This window comes from Bdellovibrio sp. HCB288 (assembly GCF_047305935.1).
Lineage (GTDB): Bacteria > Bdellovibrionota > Bdellovibrionia > Bdellovibrionales > Bdellovibrionaceae > Bdellovibrio.
In genome coordinates, this window is sequence record NZ_CP178619.1 from 3,118,586 (window position 1) to 3,137,780 (window position 19,195).

General features: G+C 47.3%; 13 protein-coding genes and 1 tRNA gene. 13 read left to right on the top strand and 1 reads right to left on the bottom strand.

What is annotated here, in order from left to right; translation table 11 throughout:
• Positions 1–28 precede the first annotated feature (28 nt).
• The 13 genes from ACLVWR_RS15290 to ACLVWR_RS15350 all read left to right on the top strand — a co-directional run bounded on the left by ACLVWR_RS15290 (position 29) and on the right by ACLVWR_RS15350 (position 18,536).
• The gene (locus ACLVWR_RS15290) at positions 29–2,236 is read left to right on the top strand and encodes a cation:proton antiporter (protein WP_413581478.1); all 2,208 of its coding nucleotides are present in this window, start codon (positions 29–31) and stop codon (positions 2,234–2,236) included.
• 72 nt (positions 2,237–2,308) lie between these two features.
• Entirely contained in the window at positions 2,309–3,475 is a 1,167-nt protein-coding gene (locus tag ACLVWR_RS15295) for a formylglycine-generating enzyme family protein (RefSeq protein ID WP_413581479.1), read from the top strand.
• A 23-nt stretch (positions 3,476–3,498) separates the two neighbouring features.
• Entirely contained in the window at positions 3,499–4,011 is a 513-nt protein-coding gene (locus ACLVWR_RS15300; RefSeq protein ID WP_340597469.1) for a gamma carbonic anhydrase family protein, read from the top strand.
• Between the two features lie 93 nt (positions 4,012–4,104).
• Positions 4,105–5,568 (top strand): IMP dehydrogenase, encoded by a 1,464-nt coding sequence (gene guaB / locus ACLVWR_RS15305; RefSeq protein WP_413581480.1) that lies wholly within the window; start codon positions 4,105–4,107, stop codon positions 5,566–5,568.
• 5 nt (positions 5,569–5,573) lie between these two features.
• Positions 5,574–7,097 carry a glutamine-hydrolyzing GMP synthase gene (gene guaA, locus ACLVWR_RS15310; RefSeq protein WP_413581481.1) on the top strand — a complete coding sequence of 508 codons (1,524 nt, stop codon included), beginning with the start codon at positions 5,574–5,576 and terminating at the stop codon, positions 7,095–7,097.
• Between the two features lie 87 nt (positions 7,098–7,184).
• Positions 7,185–8,138, top strand: coding sequence for a hypothetical protein (locus tag ACLVWR_RS15315; RefSeq protein WP_413581482.1), 954 nt, complete (start codon positions 7,185–7,187; stop codon positions 8,136–8,138).
• 63 nt (positions 8,139–8,201) lie between these two features.
• Entirely contained in the window at positions 8,202–9,458 is a 1,257-nt protein-coding gene (locus tag ACLVWR_RS15320; RefSeq protein ID WP_413581483.1) for an MFS transporter, read from the top strand.
• A gap of 36 nt (positions 9,459–9,494) precedes the next feature.
• Positions 9,495–13,031 (top strand): DNA polymerase III subunit alpha, encoded by a 3,537-nt coding sequence (gene dnaE, locus ACLVWR_RS15325; protein ID WP_413581484.1) that lies wholly within the window; start codon positions 9,495–9,497, stop codon positions 13,029–13,031.
• A 5-nt stretch (positions 13,032–13,036) separates the two neighbouring features.
• Positions 13,037–14,203, top strand: coding sequence for a hypothetical protein (locus ACLVWR_RS15330; RefSeq protein WP_413581485.1), 1,167 nt, complete (start codon positions 13,037–13,039; stop codon positions 14,201–14,203).
• Between the two features lie 10 nt (positions 14,204–14,213).
• The gene (locus tag ACLVWR_RS15335; protein ID WP_413581486.1) at positions 14,214–15,140 is read left to right on the top strand and encodes a hypothetical protein; all 927 of its coding nucleotides are present in this window, start codon (positions 14,214–14,216) and stop codon (positions 15,138–15,140) included.
• Between the two features lie 39 nt (positions 15,141–15,179).
• Positions 15,180–16,931: a substrate-binding domain-containing protein gene (locus ACLVWR_RS15340; protein WP_413581487.1), complete on the top strand. Its 1,752-nt coding sequence runs from the start codon at positions 15,180–15,182 to the stop codon at positions 16,929–16,931.
• A 58-nt stretch (positions 16,932–16,989) separates the two neighbouring features.
• A complete protein-coding gene (gene asnS / locus ACLVWR_RS15345) occupies positions 16,990–18,381 on the top strand; it encodes an asparagine--tRNA ligase (RefSeq protein ID WP_413581488.1) in 1,392 nt (463 codons plus the stop codon).
• A gap of 79 nt (positions 18,382–18,460) precedes the next feature.
• Positions 18,461–18,536 (top strand) — tRNA-Val (locus tag ACLVWR_RS15350).
• A gap of 192 nt (positions 18,537–18,728) precedes the next feature.
• Here the strand turns inward: ACLVWR_RS15350 and ACLVWR_RS15355 are convergent.
• Entirely contained in the window at positions 18,729–19,082 is a 354-nt protein-coding gene (locus ACLVWR_RS15355) for a hypothetical protein (RefSeq protein ID WP_413581489.1), read from the bottom strand.
• Between the last annotated feature and the right edge of the window lie 113 nt (positions 19,083–19,195).

Sequence of the window (19,195 nt, forward strand, 5' to 3'; positions counted from 1 at the left end):
AATGGCCCTGTTGTTGAAACAATAGGGCATGATTCATTTGCCTCCATTGATATACGACCTTGGCATCATCCTGGTAGTGGGAGCCCTGGTTACACTGCTTTTCAAAAAACTTCGCCAACCAGTGGTGTTGGGTTACCTCGTTGCGGGTTTCCTGGTCAGTCAGCATTTTCCTTATCTACCGACAATTCAGGATAAAGCGAGTCTTTCCACGTGGGCGGAGATCGGTGTTATATTCCTGTTGTTCGGCCTGGGGCTGGAGTTCAGCTTCAAGAAGCTTGTTAAAGTCGGGGGATCTGCTGGTTTCACAGCGGTCTTTGAAGTCATCTTCATGGTCGGTCTTGGCTATATGGTTGGCCGTCTGATTGGTTGGAATTCGATCGACAGTCTGTTCATGGGTGGGGTCCTTTCAATTTCCTCCACCACGATCATCGTTCGCGCTTTTCAGGAACTGAATATGAAGGGCCAGCGATTTGTGGAGCTGGTGTTTGGTATATTGATTGTTGAAGATATTGTGGCGGTCCTGCTGCTGGTCTTGTTGCCTTCGCTGGCGTTAAGTGAAGGTTTGAACATGGGAACGTTGGCGTCCGTCACCTTCAGGATGGTTTTCTTTATCCTTTTGTGGTTTGTGGTGGGAATTTTTCTTTTGCCGGCATTCTTAAGAAAAATTCGCAACCTCATGGAGGAAGAGATCACTTTGATCGTTTCCATCGCTCTGTGTTTTATGATGGTGGCGATTTCTTCACTGGCGGGTTTTTCTCCGGCACTGGGGGCCTTTGTAATGGGGTCCTTGCTGGCTGAAACACCAGAAGGTCATCGTGTTGAAAAGCTGATCAATCCGGTGAAAAATCTTTTCGCCGCGGTCTTCTTTGTTTCGGTCGGAACGATGATTGATCCTAAAATCATCGTTGAAAAGCCGGGGCTGATTTTGCTTCTGACGGCCGTGACTATATTCGGTAAATTTATCAGCACTTACTTGGGGGCGTTGCTTTCCGGACAAAGTCGCAAGATCTCCATGCAGTCAGGGATGAGTTTGGCGCAAATCGGGGAGTTCTCGTTTATCATCGCCTCTCTGGGGATGACCTTAAAGGTAACCAGTGATTTTATTTATCCACTGGCAGTGGCGGTTTCCGCGGTCACGACTTTCACGACACCTTATTTGATCAAGTCTTCCTCCTGGTGTTCTGAGCGTGTGGATCAAATTCTTCCTGACAGATTTAAAAAGGTTCTCGATAATTATAAATCGACATTTGAAAGACAGGGCAGTCGCACTGTGGCCTCTTTGCTGGTTGAAGCCTACGGAATGAAAGTTATTCTGAATTCAGTGGTGATCGTGGCCTTGGCGTTTGGTTTTAAACTTTATGCGACTGAATTTTTGCGCATGATTCTTCCGGACTTCAGACATATTCAAGGCTTCACATTGGGCTTGTGTATGGTGGTGTCAGTTCCGTTTTTCTGGGGATTGGTAAAGGGACGTCCGGCGAAAAAGCTGACTCAGGACCTGGATGTCATGGCGCGTTTGCGCCGTCTGATTCCGGTGGTGACAGTCGTTCGGGTTCTGCTTGCCATAATTTTACTGTCGGTGATGGTGGCGCAGTTTGTGTCTTTGAAGGTCGCGTCGGGAGCTCTTTTTGGTGCGATTCTGGTTATGGGTGTTCTTGCATATCGCTACGGGGAAGTGTTTTACAAGTTCTTTGAGGGTGAGTTTTTGTCGAATCTGACGGAGCGTGAGCGCGAGGAAATCTCCAAGCGCGATGAAATCACTCAGTTGGCGTTGCCTTGGGATGCATCAATCAGTGTGATTGAAGTGGCAATTGATTCAAACTGGGCGGGAAAAACCTTGCGCGATCTGAAGTTCAAGGAAAATTACAGTGTGACGATCGCTTCTATCATACGCGGTTCGCGCAGATTTTTTGCGCCTTCGGGAAATTTCCTGCTATGGCCCTATGACAAGATTGTTTGCTTCGGCAGTGATTCGGAACTGCAGGATCTGAATCATAAAGTCGAACAAGAGCGCGCAAGTTTAAGCTCTGAAGCTGAAGCGCCCAAGTATCGCATGGGTTCGTTTGTTGTTCAGGCTGATGATATTTATGTCGGAAAAACAATCCGCGAAAGCGGGATTCGTGAGTCGCAGAAGATTTTGGTTGTTTGTATTGAAAGAGGCCCGACTAGAATCCTGGGACCGTCGGCAGGAACGTCAATGCAGGCCGGTGATCTAGTCTGGTTTGTGTCGGAATAAATATTTACCTAAAAATTCCCGGGCGGGAAAATAAGAAGATCTTTCAAGGTTCTGACTGGAAAGGCTTCGATCATGAAACCATTGATGTCCCGCCGTCTTATTTTATTTCCCATTCTGGTTGTATTTGCCGTGCTCTTCACTGGAGGCTCGGCGTTTTTTGAAAAGCGAAATTTGAAACTGCAGGAAACAGATGTTCGTGGGGACGTATCGACTTTGGAAGAAAGTGAGATTCCCGAAGAGTTTGTCATGAGTCCTCTAAATCCCAATTTCCGCCAAAGCATGGTTTGGATTCCGGGAGGTGAATTTTGGATGGGCAGTGCAAATAAATCAGTTCTGGATGCGCAGCCGGTTCATCGTGTTCAGGTGGATGGATTTTGGATGGATCAATATCTGGTCACAAATCAGGATTTTGCAGAATTTGTCGATGAAACCGGTTACATCACCATTGCCGAAAGAAGACTGGATCCAAAAGATCATCCGGATCTTCCACCGGAGTTGCTGGAGCCCGGTTCGATCATTTTCAGTCCAAGGATTGAGCGCGCTGATGTGGGCATCAGTGGTTCTGCTTATTGGCGCTGGCAACCGGGTGCCAACTGGCGACATCCTGAAGGACCGCAAAGTGATTTGCGGGGACGTGAGTTGATGCCTGTCATTCATGTTTCCTATACGGATGCTGAAGCCTATGCGAAGTTCCGTGGAAAACGACTGCCCACTGAAGCCGAGTGGGAGTTCGCGGCACGCGGAGGTCTGGATCGTATGCCATTTAGTTGGGGAACTGAATTTCGCCCCGCCGGCAAATTCATGGCGAACACCTGGCAGGGGAATTTCCCTTATTTTGACTCTGCAGAAGATGGGTTTAAAGGATTGTCTCCGGTGGGGAGTTTTCCACCGAACGGCTATGAACTTTTTGATATGACTGGAAACGTCTGGCAGTGGGTCTCGGACTGGTATCGGGATGACTACTTCAGGGAGTTTGCAAAACAGGCGGTGGTGCGAAATCCCCGTGGGCCTGATAAATCTGAAAATGAGCTGGATCCTTCTTTGAAAAAGCGTGTGCAAAAAGGTGGATCTTATTTGTGCACCGACGCTTATTGTTCCAACCTGGATCCTGCGGCTCGACGTCATGGGGATATCTGGAGTGGCTCGCCTCAGGTGGGTTTTCGTCTGGTGACCTCGGATCCCAAAAATGCATCGCAAGCCGAGAAACGAAAATTTTCGCAAATCAATACAGAGCTGTGATAGCATTGTTTCCTGAGGTTTATATGAGCAGTCCATTTGTTAAGGCACGCGGTAAACAACCGGTTGTGGCTGAAAAAGTTTTTATTGCAGACAACGCGCGCATCATCAGTGATGTGGAAATCGGGGAAGGCTCCTCGATCTGGTACAATGTCACCGTTCGCGGTGATGTCATGCCGATAAAAATTGGCAAAGAAGTGAATGTTCAGGATGGCAGTGTCATTCATGGCACATACGGAAAGTATGGAACCACTTTGCACGATCGTGTGACTATTGGTCACTTGGTGATGTTGCATGGCTGTGAGATTGGCCGGGCAACACTTGTGGGTATGGGTTCTATTGTTATGGATGGAGTTAAAGTTGGCGATCATTGCCTGATCGGTGCTGGCTCCCTCGTGACCGAAGGGACCGAGATTCCTCCCCGCAGTCTTGTCGTGGGACGTCCGGCCAAGGTAAAGCGCGCATTATCCGATGAAGAGGTCGCATTGCTGGAGAAGTCAGCGGACAACTATTTGCTCTATAAAACCTGGTACGAATAAGCCACGACTTTGGTCAATTTCCTGACAGATTCCTGATGGTGTTCTTGTTGAACTCTGCATTGATTCAACACAGAATATTCACAGGAGTTTTATATGGAACGTGAGATCCCTTTTGCACTGACATTTGATGATATTTTGCTGCTTCCTCAATTTTCTGAAATCACACCGACGGAAGTGGTTCCACGCAGCTTTTTCGCCCGCGACAAATATTTAAACACGCCAGTCATATCTGCTGCGATGGATACGGTGACTGAAAATCGCACAGCGCGGGTGATGGCGCAATTCGGTGGCCTGGGAATTATTCATAAAAATCTGACAATTGATAAACAGGCCCTGGAAGTTGAAAAGGTAAAAAAATACGAGAGCGGTATGATCATGGACCCGCTGACCTTGGGGCCGGATCATTTGGTGCAAGAGGCTTTGGATTTGATGGAAAAGTATTCCATCAGCGGTGTGCCGATTACAGTAGATGGATTGTTGGTGGGGATTTTAACAAATCGCGACCTGCGTTTTGAAGAAAACTTTAATCAACCCATTCGCAATCTAATGACTCAGGAAAGTCTGGTCACGGCGAAAATGGGAACGACTCTGGATGAAGCTAAAAAAATTCTGCAAAAGCATCGTATTGAAAAACTTCCGGTGGTTGATGCCAAAGGAAAGTTAAAAGGTCTGATCACTATCAAGGATATCGAAAAGGCCAGAAATTATCCGCAGGCGACCAAGGATAATCACGGCCGTTTGTTCGTGGGTGCGGCGATCGGTGTGGGTACTGATTCTGCGGAGCGTGCAGAAGCACTTGTCGCGGCGGGCGTGGATGTTCTTTGTGTGGACACGGCTCATGGACATTCAAAAAATGTCGTGGACATGGTGAAGCATGTTTCCAAAAAATTTAAAGACGTGATTGTGGTTGCCGGTAATGTGGTGACTGCTGATGGTACCAAAGCTCTGATTGAAGCGGGTGCTGACGTTGTCAAAGTGGGGGTCGGTCCTGGCAGTATTTGCACCACGCGTGTGGTGGCAGGTGTTGGTATGCCTCAGATATCTGCGGTGATGGATTGCGCACGTATTGCCAAAGCCAAAGGAAAAACAATCATTGCTGATGGTGGTATTAAGTTTTCCGGCGATATTACGAAAGCTCTGGCATTGGGTGCGAACACGGTGATGATCGGAAATCTTCTTGCTGGTGCCGAAGAATCCCCAGGCGAAACAATTCTTTTCCAGGGGCGCAGTTACAAAGTTTATCGCGGCATGGGCTCGCTGGGTGCTATGGCCAAGGGTTCCAAGGATCGCTACGGTCAAATGGATATAGAAGACAATGAAAAGCTGGTTCCTGAAGGCATCGAAGGCAAGGTGGCCTACAAGGGACCCGCAAGCGGAATTATCCATCAGCTGGTCGGTGGTTTGAAATCTGGTATGGGCTATTTGGGAGCTGGAAATATTGATGAGCTTCAGGCGCGTGCAAAATTTGTTCAAATCAGCGCAGCGGGTCTGCGTGAGTCGCACGTTCATGATGTCAGTATCACCAAAGAAGCTCCGAACTACAGAATTGAAAGTTAATTATTATGCTGCGTGGATTTATAATTTTGGATTTTGGTTCGCAATTCACACAGTTGATTGCGCGCCGTTTACGTGAAATGGGATATTATTCGGAAATTCATTCCTATAAATATCCAACAGAAGAAATTCTTAAAAAGAAACCTTATGGAATCATTCTAAGTGGCGGACCTAATTCAGTTTATGAGACTGGAGCTCCGCAACGAGATATCCAGGAACTTCGTAACATAAGTCCTTTGTTTTGCGTTTGCTATGGGATGCAATTGCTGACTCACTCATTGGGTGGTCGTGTTGCAAAAGCCCAGCATCGTGAGTATGGATTGAATTATGTAACATGGACGGAAGTCGTAAAGGGCGTTCCGCAAAAGCAGAAAGTTTGGATGAGCCATGGTGACGTCGTTGAGGCGGTCCCTGAGGGCTTTAAAGTCATCGCAAATTCTGATGGCGATCATCCGGCGGCCATGCGCGGAGAAAATGTCCTGGCAGTTCAGTTTCATCCGGAAGTGGCTCATACCGAGCACGGATTGGATTTGTTAAAATACTACACGACGGAAATGTGTCACGCCCCTGCTGACTGGGATGCTCCTCATATCAAGGATCACTTGATGGACGACATCCGCAAGAAAGTCCAACCCCAGGATCACGTTTTGGTGGGCTTAAGTGGCGGCGTAGATTCCACCGTGGTCGCGACTTTGCTAACCAAAGCTCTGGGTGCGGACCGTGTTCACTGTGTGTTTGTGGATAACGGTTTGCTGCGAAAAAATGAATACGAATCCGTTTTGAAAAACTATGAAGGTCTTGGTTTGAATGTTCGTGGTGTCGATGCGACTCAGGAGTTCATGACTGCACTGGCCGGTAAAACGGATCCTGAAGACAAGCGTAAAGCCATTGGCCGGGTGTTTATTGAAGTCTTTGATAAAAGCTATGATAAGTCATTGCCAATCAAGTGGCTTGCGCAAGGGACTCTGTATCCGGATGTGATTGAAAGCATCTCGTCAATTGGCGGAAGTGTCACAATCAAATCTCATCACAATGTGGGTGGCTTGCCGGAGAAAATGAATCTTAAATTGCTGGAACCGGTGCGTGAGCTTTTTAAAGACGAAGTTCGCGCTATGGGTGCGCAATTGGGGCTTTCAAAAGAGCTATTGTGGCGTCACCCGTTTCCAGGGCCGGGATTGGCAATTCGTGTTCTGGGTGAAGTGACACCAGAGAAATTGCGCATTTTGAAAGAGGCCGATGATATTTACATTTCTGAACTTCGCAAGCACGGCCTGTATGAAAAGATCTGGCAGGCATTCTGTGTGCTTCTGCCGGTTAAGACTGTCGGTGTACAAGGCGACTCCAGAACCTACGATCATGTTCTTGCATTGCGTGCGGTGACCTCCAGTGATGGCATGACAGCTGACTGGTATCCTTTTGAATTTGCCTTCCTTCGTGAAGTATCAAATTTGATCACCAACAAGGTGAAGGGTGTGAATCGCGTCGTTTATGATGTGACCAGTAAGCCTCCGGGAACTATCGAGTGGGAATAGTGTCTTTTGACTTTGGATCTACTGCCACGGGTTGATTTCGATAAACCTAAGGAGAGTAGATTCATTCTCAAAAGATGGAGGTCCACGGTGATTCGCTTAAAGGTGACACGCTTAAAATGGGTGGTGTTCGTTGCCCTTGCCGTAACCAGTGTTTCTTTCGCCGCAGTTCAGATTTTCTTTCAAACCGCCGGCACTTCGGCATTCGGCTACGTCACGGATTTAAACAATCTTCGTCAGGTTCGTAAGGCCATTCAAAATTACGAAATGCTGGTTCGCTACAATCAGGACTCAACGCAAAGTTTGTTCCTGGTTGATAGCAGGCTTAAAACCAATTATTCCCTGGATCAAGATGGTATTTTCGGTGAACTCAAAATGGAAGTCGTCACCGGGGAGAATCTAAAAACCCCAGCATGGAAGAAAACCGAAGAAGCCACGTTGATCAACTACGATCATGAATTTGGACTGGTCACCACGGGGCTTTCGCAGTGCTGTGGCGCTGCCACGGGTTACCGAATTTACGATGTTGCCACTGGTTATTTGATTATATCCTTTAACTCTTTCTCTGAAAATCCTCAGGTGCAGCATCCCTTTGTGTTGGATGTTCCGAATTCGACTCTGCCGCAAAGATATATTGGTGTGATTGGGACCGATAGTACCCGGGATCAGGACTTTGTGTCGCCAGATGCTGGTAAAATGAAGGCGGCTCTGGTGAAGATGGGAATCGTCAGTAAATTCTATCAACGTCTGCAAATAGATATGGCCGTGGCAGAAGGCTTCGGGGTCAGCGTTCTTTCGGTTGAGATGGAGAAAAATCCAAACCTGGCTGGCAGTGATAAAATTGAAATCTCCCGTGACATCGCAACTCTGTGGAATATCGACGGTGGTTCTGAGCCGAGTGGCGTAGAGGGGGTTCAAATTAAAATTATCCTCAACGGCGGGCAAGGCGATAAAACCGTGATCATTCCTGTATTGAAGGATCGGCTGAGCGTGGATCAGGCGACGGTGCCAGAAGGTGTGAGCTTGCGGTCCTTGGCAATCTAGAATCACGAGTTTACTTCTGTTAAGCGTTCTTGCGAAAAATGTGAAGTCGCAATAGAATGAGCAATGCTTATTAATGTTGCTCCCCTTCGTAAATATCGTGATTTCCGGCTTCTTTATTTTGGACAGATGGTTTCTCTTTTGGGGAGCATGGTGACTTATGTGGCGATTCCCTATGAGGTCTATGAGTTGACCAAAGACAACTGGCTGGTGGGGATGTTGGGTTTGGTCCAACTGTTGCCAGTTCTGGTGTTTGGAATTTTAGGCGGAACTTTCGCCGATCGCATTGATCGCAGAAAGCTGCTGCTGACTTCAGAAATCATCATGACATTGATTATTCTGGCTCAGGCCTTGAATGCGTGTCGGGAAAAACCATCAGTGCCGTTGATCTTTGTTTTAGTTGCGATCTTTCAGTCTGTTCTGGGGTTTCATCGTCCTGCGATGGAGGCCATGACTCAAAAAATTGTTGAGCCCGAGGATTATCCGGCCATCGGTGCACTGGGAAGTTTTCGTTGGGCGGCAGGTGCCATCGTGGGGCCGGCCCTGGGGGGTGTGTTGATTGCGAAGTTTGGCGTTAAAGGCGCTTACTTTTTTGATGTTGTCAGTTTTGCAGCAGCCTTTGTTGCTTTGTATATGATGAGTCGTATGCCGGCTCCTGAAAAGCGGAATGAATCCCCGTTGGAAGATGCCAAGGTCGGACTTAAATATGCCCTTTCAAAACCCGAACTTGTCGGTACCTATGTGATCGATATTGTTGCGATGGTATTTGCATTTCCTGTCGCATTGTTTCCGGCCATGTCTGAAAATTGGGGAGGAGCCACAGCAGCAGGAGCTTTGTTTTCTGCGATGGCCGTGGGCTCTTTGATAATGACTTTGTTCAGTGGTTGGACCGGAAAGGTTCGGCATCACGGCCGTGCGGTGGTGATTGCGGCAACTCTTTGGGCGGTGTTCATCATCGGAGTGGGATTTGCTCAGAATCTTTGGGTGGCCGTTTTGTTTTTAGCATTGGCCGGTGCTGCGGATATGATGAGTGGCTTGTTTAGAGGAATCATTTGGAATCAGACAGTTCCCAACAACCTGCGCGGCCGGTTGTCAGGAATTGAAATGATCTCGTATATGTCGGGGCCGCTATTGGGAAATGCCCGTGCGGGTTGGGTGGCAGCGAAGTATTCCGTGCCTGTCAGTGTTGCGAGTGGTGGATTGATTTGTGCTGTCATGGTCGTTTTAACAGGCTTTTTGTTGCCTCAGTTTTGGCGCTATCAGAGTCAAGGCAAAGATGAGCAAAAACTTACTCCCCCAGAGGGGTTAACGCAAGGCTCCTAATTTGAATAAACGACGTGGCTAAGATATGAATTTAGCATGTCTTTTGTTCATCTGCACACCCATTCAGAATACTCCCTTTTAGAGGCTGCCTGCCGAGTTAAAGCAATCGCAAAAAAAGCGGCTGCCATGAACATGCCTGCGGCAGCGTTAACAGATAACGGCAACATGTTTGGTGCTGTTGAGTTTTACTTTGCCTGCAAGGATAACAACGTAAAACCACTATTGGGTTTGGATGCATATCTTGCTCCGGGTTCGCGTTTGGAAAAAAAACAAGACCGTGATCAGGTCGCTCAAGGGCCGCGCCGTCTGGTCTTCCTTGCGCAAAATACCAAGGGCTATCAAAATCTTTGTAAGCTTTCGACGATCGGCTATCAGGAAGGTTTTTACTGGAAACCGCGTATCGATTACGAAGTTATCAAAGAATACAATTCTGATTTGATCTGTTTGACGGGTGGATTGCGTGGTGAGGTTGCTGAAGCCTTTATGAAAGAAGGCGCGGATGCAGCTCTGGGCAAGATCCGCCAACTGAAAGAAATCTTTGATGATCGTCTGTATCTGGAAATGTGCCGCACTGGCGTTCCAGAGTGGGATCAGATCAATCCCTTCCTTTTGGAAGCTTCAAAAATCACGGGCGTCCCTGTGGTGGCAAGTAATGATGTTCATTATATGACTCAGGACGATCAGATCGCCCAAGAGGTTTTGATCTGTATCGGAACCAATAAAACTTTGAGTGATGAAGGTCGTTTCCGTTTGGGAACGGATGAGTTCTATTTTAAAAAACCAGAGCAAATGGTTGAATTGTTCTCTGATATTCCAGAGGCCATCAGTAACACTTTGCAAATCGCCGAGCGCTGCGATGTGAAATTCAAACTTAAGGACGACGCTGGCAAGCCCATTTATCACTTGCCAACATTCCCCACTGACGAAGGCGTGACTTTGAAAGAAGACATTGCCCGTCGTTCAAAAGAAGGCCTGTTGCAGCGCTTTGAAGAGGCTGCAGAACGCGGGGAGGCTGTCCCTGAAGAGAAAAAGCCGGACTACTTTGCTCGTTTGGATTATGAGCTGGGTATCATTGATCGCATGGGGTTTAACGGTTACTTCTTGATCGTCCAGGATTTCATCGGCTGGGCAAAGGATCACGACATCCCTGTGGGACCAGGCCGTGGATCCGGTGCGGGTTCTCTGGTTGCATATGTATTAAAAATTACGGATTTGGATCCACTCCCAAATTTCCTTCTGTTTGAGCGTTTCCTGAATCCGGAACGTATCTCCATGCCCGACTTCGATATCGACTTCTGTCAGGATCGTCGTCAGGAAGTGATTCGTTATGTGACCGAGAAATACGGTCAGGCTTCAGTTTCTCAGATCATCACCTACGGTAAGTTGCAGACTCGTGCCGCTCTGAAAGACGTGGGTCGTGTATTGGGAATGCTTTTCGCTGAGGTGGATCAAGTGACAAAGCTGATTCCGGATAAATTGGGGATCAGTTTGAAAGAGTCTCTTGAGATGGAACCTCGTCTGACTGAGATGATGGAGATGAATCCAACGGTTGCGACTCTGATCGATCTTGCACAGCGTGTGGAAGGTATGGTTCGAAACGCAGGGATCCATGCGGCCGGTGTTATCATCGGTGACGGTCAGTTGGTAAAACACGCACCGCTTTATAAAGGCGCTGATGGCGAGCAGGTCGTTCAATACGACATGAAGCATGCCGAGAAAATCGGTTTGATCAAATTCGACTTCCTGGGGTTGAAGACGCTGACTCACATCAACATGGCGTTGAAACATATCAAAAAGAATCGTGGCAAGGCGATCACGTCACGCATGATTCCGATGACCGATACTGCCACCTTTGAAATGATGTCACGTGGTGATACTGCAGGGGTGTTCCAGTTCGAGGGTGAGGGCATCACCGATGCCACTCGAAAAATCCGTCCATCGTCATTTGCCGATATCACTGCGATCACATCATTGTACCGTCCGGGTCCGATGGCAAATATTCCTGACTTTACAGATCGTAAACACGGTAAAGCGCCGGTTGAATATCTTCTGGAAGACACTCGTGAGGTCTTGTCTGAGACCTACGGGATCATGGTTTATCAAGAACAGGTTATGGGTATCGCCTCGCGAATCGCCGGTTACTCTCTCGGAGAAGCCGATATGCTTCGTCGTGCGATGGGTAAGAAGATCAAAGAGGAGATGGATCAGCACCGTGAACGTTTCATGAAGGGTGCGATCGAAAGAGGTCACAACAAAGATCGTTCCTCTGAGTTGTTTGATCTGATGTATAAGTTTGCGGATTACGGTTTCAATAAATCCCATGCCGCTGCTTACTCCGTTGTTACGTTACAGACGGCCTGGTTGAAGTGCCACTATCCTGTTGAGTTCTTTGCTGCACTTCTTTCCACCGAGTTGTCTGATACGGATAAAATCGTCAAGTACTCCAAGGATGCGGCAAAACGTGGAATCACGGTTAAATCCCCGCATGTGAATTTCTCGGAATATTTCTTTGGTGCCCATGGGGACGAAGTTTACTTCGGTCTGGGCGGGATCAAGGGTGTTGGGCAAAATGCGGTTGAAGCCATTGTTGAAGCCCGTGAAAACATGCCCGACAAGAAGTTCAATTCTCTGGATGAATTTTTCAATGCGATCGATCTTCGTCGCGTGAATAAAAAAGTGATCGAGTGTTTGATTAAAGCTGGTGCCTTCGATGGGTTCGGTGCGCATCGTGCTCAATTGATTGGTGGTTATCAGAAATTCCTGGATCGGGCTCAAGGTTTGCAAAAAGACCGTGAGCTGGGGCAGTCGTCATTGTTTGATCTGGGGCCTTCTACAGAAACTATTGTTAAACTGGAAGAGGTAAAATCCTGGAACCGTACAGCGACTCTGGCTTACGAAAAAGAAGTTTTGGGTTTCTATCTGAGTGATCACCCGTTGAAGGGTTTTGATACACTTTCTGAGATCTTTACGACATGTAAAGTCGTGGATTTGCCAGCCCAGATGCCAGCTCAGGGTTCACCTGAATGGGAAGCCATGCAGGCTGCCAAGAAAGACTGGAAAAACCGCGATGCTGCGAAAAAGCGTGTGATCGTCGCCGGCCTCATCACTGAGTTGCGTGAGTTGATCACGAAAAAAGGAACCCGCATGGCTTTCGGTAAGATCGAGGATCTGACCGGGGCGGTGGAGTTGGTGATCTTCCCCGATGCTTTTGCCAAGAATGGTGAGATGCTGAAAGATGAGCGTCCGATGTTGATCGGCGGTGGTCTTGAGGTCGAGGAAGGGGTGGCAAAGATCATGGTGGATTCAGTGTCGCCGTTAGAGGATATTTTAAAGAAAACCAAACGTATGGTCTTTAGGCTGGATCGCATCCCGCACCAGGATTATCAGAGTTTGAGTTTATTGATGAAGGATAATCCCGGTCCAACGGCAGTAAGTCTGGAAATTGATATACCCGACGTCCGTCGCCGTGTGATGATGGAAGTAGGCGATATATCCGGTGTGAATGTCAGCAATGAGTTCTTTGAAGGCGTCCATTCCTTGTTTGGGCGAACGGATTTTATTGAATTGAGGTAAGGAAAATGCGTTTTGCATCTTTGATTGTTTTCTTCGTGATGTTTTCTTCTATCGTATTTGCACAACAAGCGGATCTTCTGGAGCGTAACTTCGCCGGAACTTCCAAGCAAACAACTCCGCAGGCTGCAAAGGCGGATATTCAAAATCAAGCTTCGCAAAAGATTTCCGAGGAAGTTATCAAGGATTTGATTGGCGAGGAACGATACTCCAAAAACAAAACCTTGATCGCGAATAAAGTGATCAAGCTTTCGCCCCGTTATATTCCATTCGTGAAGCCTTCACCGATCACTCAGGAAGGTGAAGAATACAAGATGACAGTGAACATGAAAGTGTCACTGACGGATCTGAAACAGCTTTTGCAGGTGAATTCACTTTTGAACGAAAACGACACCATTCCGGTGGTATTGCCGGTGATCAGCGTTGTGGATCGTGTTGAAGGGCGCAGTTACCGTTGGTGGCAGGCGTCTTCGGACAAGAATCAAGGCTTTCTGGTAAAACAAAATCGCACCATTGAAGAAGCCCTTCGCGGTTCTTTTTTGAAAAGCGGTTTTTATGTGATCAAGCCCGTCGAATCGGGTTTGGGAATCAATGTTCCCGGCAGTTATCAGAATGAAAGAATTGCTGGTGATGATGCGCAGTTTTTTGCGCAGTACTTCAATGCACCGGTATTGATCGATGGCCAGATCTTTTTAAGTAAAGCAGATAAAGGCAACGGCTATAAAGTGGAAGTTCGCATGACCGCCCTGCAGGTGAGCAATGCCCGCCCGATTGCGGATGTATCTCGTCGTTACGATGTGCAGGGTTCCTTTGAAGGTGCGGTTGATAAAAAAATCCGCGAAGTGGCCGAGGCGGTTTCCAACGACCTGGCCTCCCAGGTGTTCGAAGCTTGGCAAAGAGGTTCCGTGGGTACTTCCGTTATTCGCGTGACGGTTACTGGCAAGCATACGCTGCCTTCGATGGAAGCTTTGAAAGAGCGCATTCGCTCCCAGTTGACTCAGGTTAAAAACATTCGTGAGAGATTGGTGAGTTCTGACTCTGTCAGTTTTGAAGTGGACACTGCGGCTTCGGCAGCAGAGCTTGCCACAAAGCTTGAGACATTGGATGTCAATGGCAAGAAACTGGTTAAAGTATCTGAAGATCGCGAAGAAATTATTTTAAAGCTGGCGCAATAAGGAGGCTCTGGTGAGATTGCTTTTGGTTTTGACGGCCGTTTTGTCCATGGTGGGATGTATGACGGTGGATCGCGGTGGCGGTCCTCAGCGCGAAGTTCGTGATGACAACCAGGTCTCTTATAAGAATGATTCTTCGCCTCGCAAGCGTTTGATGGTTCTGCCATTTTTGGATTCTTCAGATAAACGCCCCCAAAGTGTACGGGATCGTGCTCGTGCAGCTTTTATTTCGGATTTAAATCGTTCCGGCGAGTTGATCGCTATGGACAGTCGAGAACTAAATATTGATTTGACCAAAATGATGGATCCCGCAGGAGGATATAAACTTTCTGAAGTATCCAAAGCTGCTGGTGCCTTGGGTTTTAATGCTGTTTTGGAAGGTCGTGTTCTGGATGTGCGAGTCAAGCGCAGTGCTGACAACGTAGGTGTTGTTCGACAAATGACCACGGGTTTTGAAGTCGTGGCCCAAGTTCGCGTTGTCACAGCTCGCAGTGGTCAGGAAGTTTTTAACACTATCAAGACAGTCACTCTTAAAGACCAAGGCGTTCGAGTTGGTGAGAGAGTGGAGACTGACAAGTTTTTGCAAAACAATCCTGATATGATCGATGTTATTGTTAAAGATGCTTTTTTGGATTTCTCTCCGCAGGTATTAACGGCGCTTGAGAAGATTTCCTGGGAAGGTCGTATTGCTGCAATACAGGGAGATCGCATTTATCTGAATGTTGGCAAGATTTCCGGTTTGGAAATGGGTGATCTTCTAAAGGTGATCGAGGATGGTAATGATATTTACGATCCAGAAAGTGGGACGCATATTGGACGCGCTCCCGGTCGATTGAAGGGCACGCTTGAAGTGATTTCTTACTTTGGAACCGACGGCTCTATTGCCATCATTCATAGTGGTTCCGGTTTTAAAGAAAACGACCGCATAGAGATCTATTAATTCCTGTATTTCGAAAATATTTCGGGTTACGATGAAAGCGTGAAATACTCATTCTTGTTTTGCATATTTACCCTGATGTCTTCAGTCGCGCATGCCAAGGACTGGAAAGTGGCCGTTTTGTACTGGAGTATGAAAATCGAAGGCCAGGTTGCCATGCGCAAAGGCCTCGAAGAACAGATTCAGAAATACAATAGCGAAAACAAAGGAAAAAACTCCATCACCCTGACTCCCTATGTGGCGGGTGAAGGACGTGCCGGGATCGAAAACCAGGTCAATCAATTGCAACAAGCCATAAAAACAAAGCCGGATGCCATCGTCATCCAACCGACTGACAATTCGGCCCTGGCTTCCGGTCTGCAAGAAGCAAATAAACTGAAAATTCCGGTCATAGCCTACGATCAGTATATCGTGAATGGTGATCTGACTGCATTTGTCACGAGTGCGAATTACAATGCGGGGCGGGACAACGGGCAGTTCATCACAAGTTTGTTCAAACCTGAAAAGAAAATTAGAATTGTCGTTTTTGAGTATCCGCAGGTTTCATCAACCACGGAGCGGGTAGATGGTTTTTTTGATTCTTTAAGAAGTCAGAATGCCCGCTTTGAAGTTGTTGGTGTTTATCAGGCGGTTGATCCTGATTCAGGCAAGGCGGCCGTTAAAAAGTTTCTGAAGGATTTTCCGGCCAAAGACAGTGTCGATTTGATTTTGACCGTCAATGACGGTGGTGGTTTGGAGATAGTCAAAGAACTTTACGCCAAGAAAAGAGCCGAAATCAGACACGCCACCTTCGATGGGGATCCGGCTTCGGTTGAAAATATTCGAGAAGATCGTTTGACGGTTATTGATTCAGCTCAGTTCTGTGGGGAGTTGGGGCGTGAATCTGTTCGGGTACTTGTGAAAGTGTTGAACGGGAATCCGGTTGAACGCAAGATTCGTGTCACCACGTTCCCTATCACTAAAAAGAACATTGCTGAGTACCCAGGATGGATGGGTGTGCCTAAAGCCGGTGCTCTTAAAAAAACAGAAAAGAAAACATCTTCTCCTCTGACGCGAGAGGAATTTGACCGAAATCAGAAGCGCATCATCCGTATTGGGACGACTCCACTTTGTCCTTATATTTGTGAAAAGTCCCCGGGTGTATGGACGGGTTATCTTTTTGAAATCCTGGGGGAGGTCTCTCGTGACCTCGGTGTTGAGCTGCGTTTGGAGAATGTGACGACTGCACGGTTGAAGCAAGGGCTGCAAAATCGCAAACTTGATTACATTATCGCGCCGGAATACCTGGTTCGCTATATGGATGACATCCTGGTGGTTGGGCCTCAGTTGGGGGTGAACTACACCGGAGCGCTGTTGGCCAAAGCCAATAAGGCGCCGCAGATTTTTGACCGACAATCCCTGGTAAATAAGAAGATCATTTATTCTGACTTCGGGCTTCAGGATGGACGTATTGAGGCTGAGTTTTCTGGACAGAAAATCAATAAGCTTTCCGGTTCCGACGTTGTGGAGAGAATGGTGCGCATCGTGGCGCAAAAACGCATGGACGTGGCGCTGGGGGATTATAACGTTCTCCGTTATTATCTGCTTCGCGATAAAGGGCAATTTACCCTGCATCCAACTTCCATCACTGGATTTAGCTTTCTAGTCCTAGTGGGACTTAAGAAAAACCCCCAGGTTCAGGTTTTGGGTACGGGTTTGGATGAGTGGTTTGCTCAATCCCGTAAGAACTCTCATCTTCAGGAGATTCTGGGCCGTTATAATCTGACGGACTGGGAGATGTTGGCCCGCGATTAAAATATTGATTTTATAGCGAAAAATACATAATCATAGAGAGTCTGTGAAAGGGCCTTCTATGCAAACGACACTGGTTAAATCACTTTATAGAGAAACTGAAAAACACCTGGATAAAGAAATCCAAATGTCCGGTTGGGTTCGTAAGATCCGTGACCAAAAAAACTTTGGCTTTATTGAGTTGAATGACGGCTCTTTCTTTAAAGGTGTGCAGGTTGTCTTTGACGAAAAAATGGCAAATTTTGCTGATGTGGCAAAGCTTTCTATCGCAAGCTCCATCATCGTCACCGGTAAAGTGGTGAAGTCCCAAGGGGCTGGTCAGTCTTTCGAGGTTTTGGCTTCCAAAGTTGAAGTTATTCAAAAAGCTTCCGCAGAATACCCATTGCAAAACAAACGTCACAGCTTCGAGTACCTGCGCGAGATCGCTCACTTGCGTCCACGTGGAAACACGTTCTCTGCAGTTTTCCGTGTGCGCTCGGTGTTGGCATACGCCATCCATAAATTCTTCCAAGAGCAAAACTTCGTTTACGTGAACACGCCTATCATCACTGGCTCTGATGCTGAAGGTGCTGGTGAGATGTTCCGTGTAACAACATTGAAGTTGGACAATCCGCCAAAAACCGCTGATGGCAAAATTGATGCTTCAAAAGATTTCTTTGGTAAAGAGACGAACTTAACGGTATCAGGCCAATTGAATGGTGAAACATTCTGCGCGGCTTTCCGTGATATCTACACATTCGGTCCAACTTTCCGTGCGGAAAATTCAAATACGTCCCGTCACGCGGCGGAGTTCTGGATGATCGAGCCTGAGATCGCGTTTGCTGATTTGACAGCGAATATGGAATTGGCTGAAGACATGATCAAGTACATCATTCGCTACGTGATGGAACAATGTCCGGAAGAGATGGAATTCTTTAGTCAGTTCATCGAAAAAGGCCTGTTCGACAAGTTGAACAACGTTTTGAACAACAACTTTGCCCGTGTGACTTACACCGAGGCGATCGATATTTTGAAAAAATCCGGCAAGAAGTTTGAGTTCAATGTTGAGTGGGGTATCGACATGCAATCTGAGCATGAACGATTCCTGGCGGAAGAGCACTTTAAGCGTCCGGTGTTTGTGACGGATTATCCAAAAGAAATCAAAGCCTTCTATATGAAGCTGAATGAAGACGGAAAAACCGTTCGCGCGATGGACTTGCTGGCACCTGGTATCGGTGAAATCATCGGTGGTTCACAGCGTGAAGACAATCTGGAGATCCTGGAATCCCGTATGACCGGTCATGGTTTAAAATTGGAAGATTACTCTTTCTATACTGATCTTCGCCGCTACGGCAGCTTCCCGCACGCAGGCTACGGCTTGGGCTTTGAACGTATGCTTATGTACGTGACAGGCATGACGAACATCCGTGACGTGATTCCGTTCCCAAGAACACCAAACAACGCATTGTTCTAGTGCGTCAATGATGGCGTTGGGTGAGCAAGTGCTTGCCCGAAGCCCTCTGTAGCAGATAGATTTATCTCTCCAATTATGTGCGGATATAGCGTAGTTGGTAGCGCGCTTCCTTGACATGGAAGAGGTCACTGGTTCAAGTCCAGTTATTCGCACCAATTCCTTCCCGAGGAAGGAATCTTCCAATCTCCCCTCAGGTAGCATCTCCCTTTTTGTACTGCGATGCGGAACCGATATCGGTTCCGCGTGAAGTCAAACCTAGTGCGTGTCTTGAATATCAGAAATAAAAAAAAGCACTGATTTTAAGTCAGTGCCTCTCAGCGTAAATTCAAAAAAAGACGGCTATGGAATTATCCACCGCAATAGCTTTCAGCGACTACGCCACGGTCAGCACCACCGCGAGACATCTTATGGCAGGCATCGTCGCTGCCGAGTCTTTGATAAATAGTACCGCCGCACATTTGGTCAGAGACAATACCACCATCTGTATCGCCACCTGTCCAAATATGGCAATTGCCATCACTTAGCCATTGATAGATATTTCCACCACATAATTGGCTGCTCACGACACCCAGGTCATCGCCGTCGCTTGAGATCTCGTGGCATTGTCCATCTCTGCTGAACCATACGTGCGATGGAGCAGCAAATGCCGATGATGTCGCCAAAACCAATAGAAGTACTGTTGCAAAGCCTTTAAATTTCATAATATCTCCCTTTTTCATCTAAACTTAGCAAAAGCCAAACCTGGCTCATAAACGTGTAGGTTGCTTTTCGTCTGTAAATAGAATGAACAACGGCTATTTTAGTCACCCTTGTG

Coding starts and splice junctions, on each gene's coding strand:
- ACLVWR_RS15290 (WP_413581478.1), top strand. CDS start 29: ATGATTCATTTGCCTCCATTGATATACGACCTTGGCATCATCCTGGTA.
- ACLVWR_RS15295 (WP_413581479.1), top strand. CDS start 2,309: ATGAAACCATTGATGTCCCGCCGTCTTATTTTATTTCCCATTCTGGTT.
- ACLVWR_RS15300 (WP_340597469.1), top strand. CDS start 3,499: ATGAGCAGTCCATTTGTTAAGGCACGCGGTAAACAACCGGTTGTGGCT.
- guaB (WP_413581480.1), top strand. CDS start 4,105: ATGGAACGTGAGATCCCTTTTGCACTGACATTTGATGATATTTTGCTG.
- guaA (WP_413581481.1), top strand. CDS start 5,574: ATGCTGCGTGGATTTATAATTTTGGATTTTGGTTCGCAATTCACACAG.
- ACLVWR_RS15320 (WP_413581483.1), top strand. CDS start 8,202: ATGCTTATTAATGTTGCTCCCCTTCGTAAATATCGTGATTTCCGGCTT.
- dnaE (WP_413581484.1), top strand. CDS start 9,495: ATGTCTTTTGTTCATCTGCACACCCATTCAGAATACTCCCTTTTAGAG.
- ACLVWR_RS15330 (WP_413581485.1), top strand. CDS start 13,037: ATGCGTTTTGCATCTTTGATTGTTTTCTTCGTGATGTTTTCTTCTATC.
- asnS (WP_413581488.1), top strand. CDS start 16,990: ATGCAAACGACACTGGTTAAATCACTTTATAGAGAAACTGAAAAACAC.
- ACLVWR_RS15355 (WP_413581489.1), bottom strand. CDS start 19,082: ATGAAATTTAAAGGCTTTGCAACAGTACTTCTATTGGTTTTGGCGACA.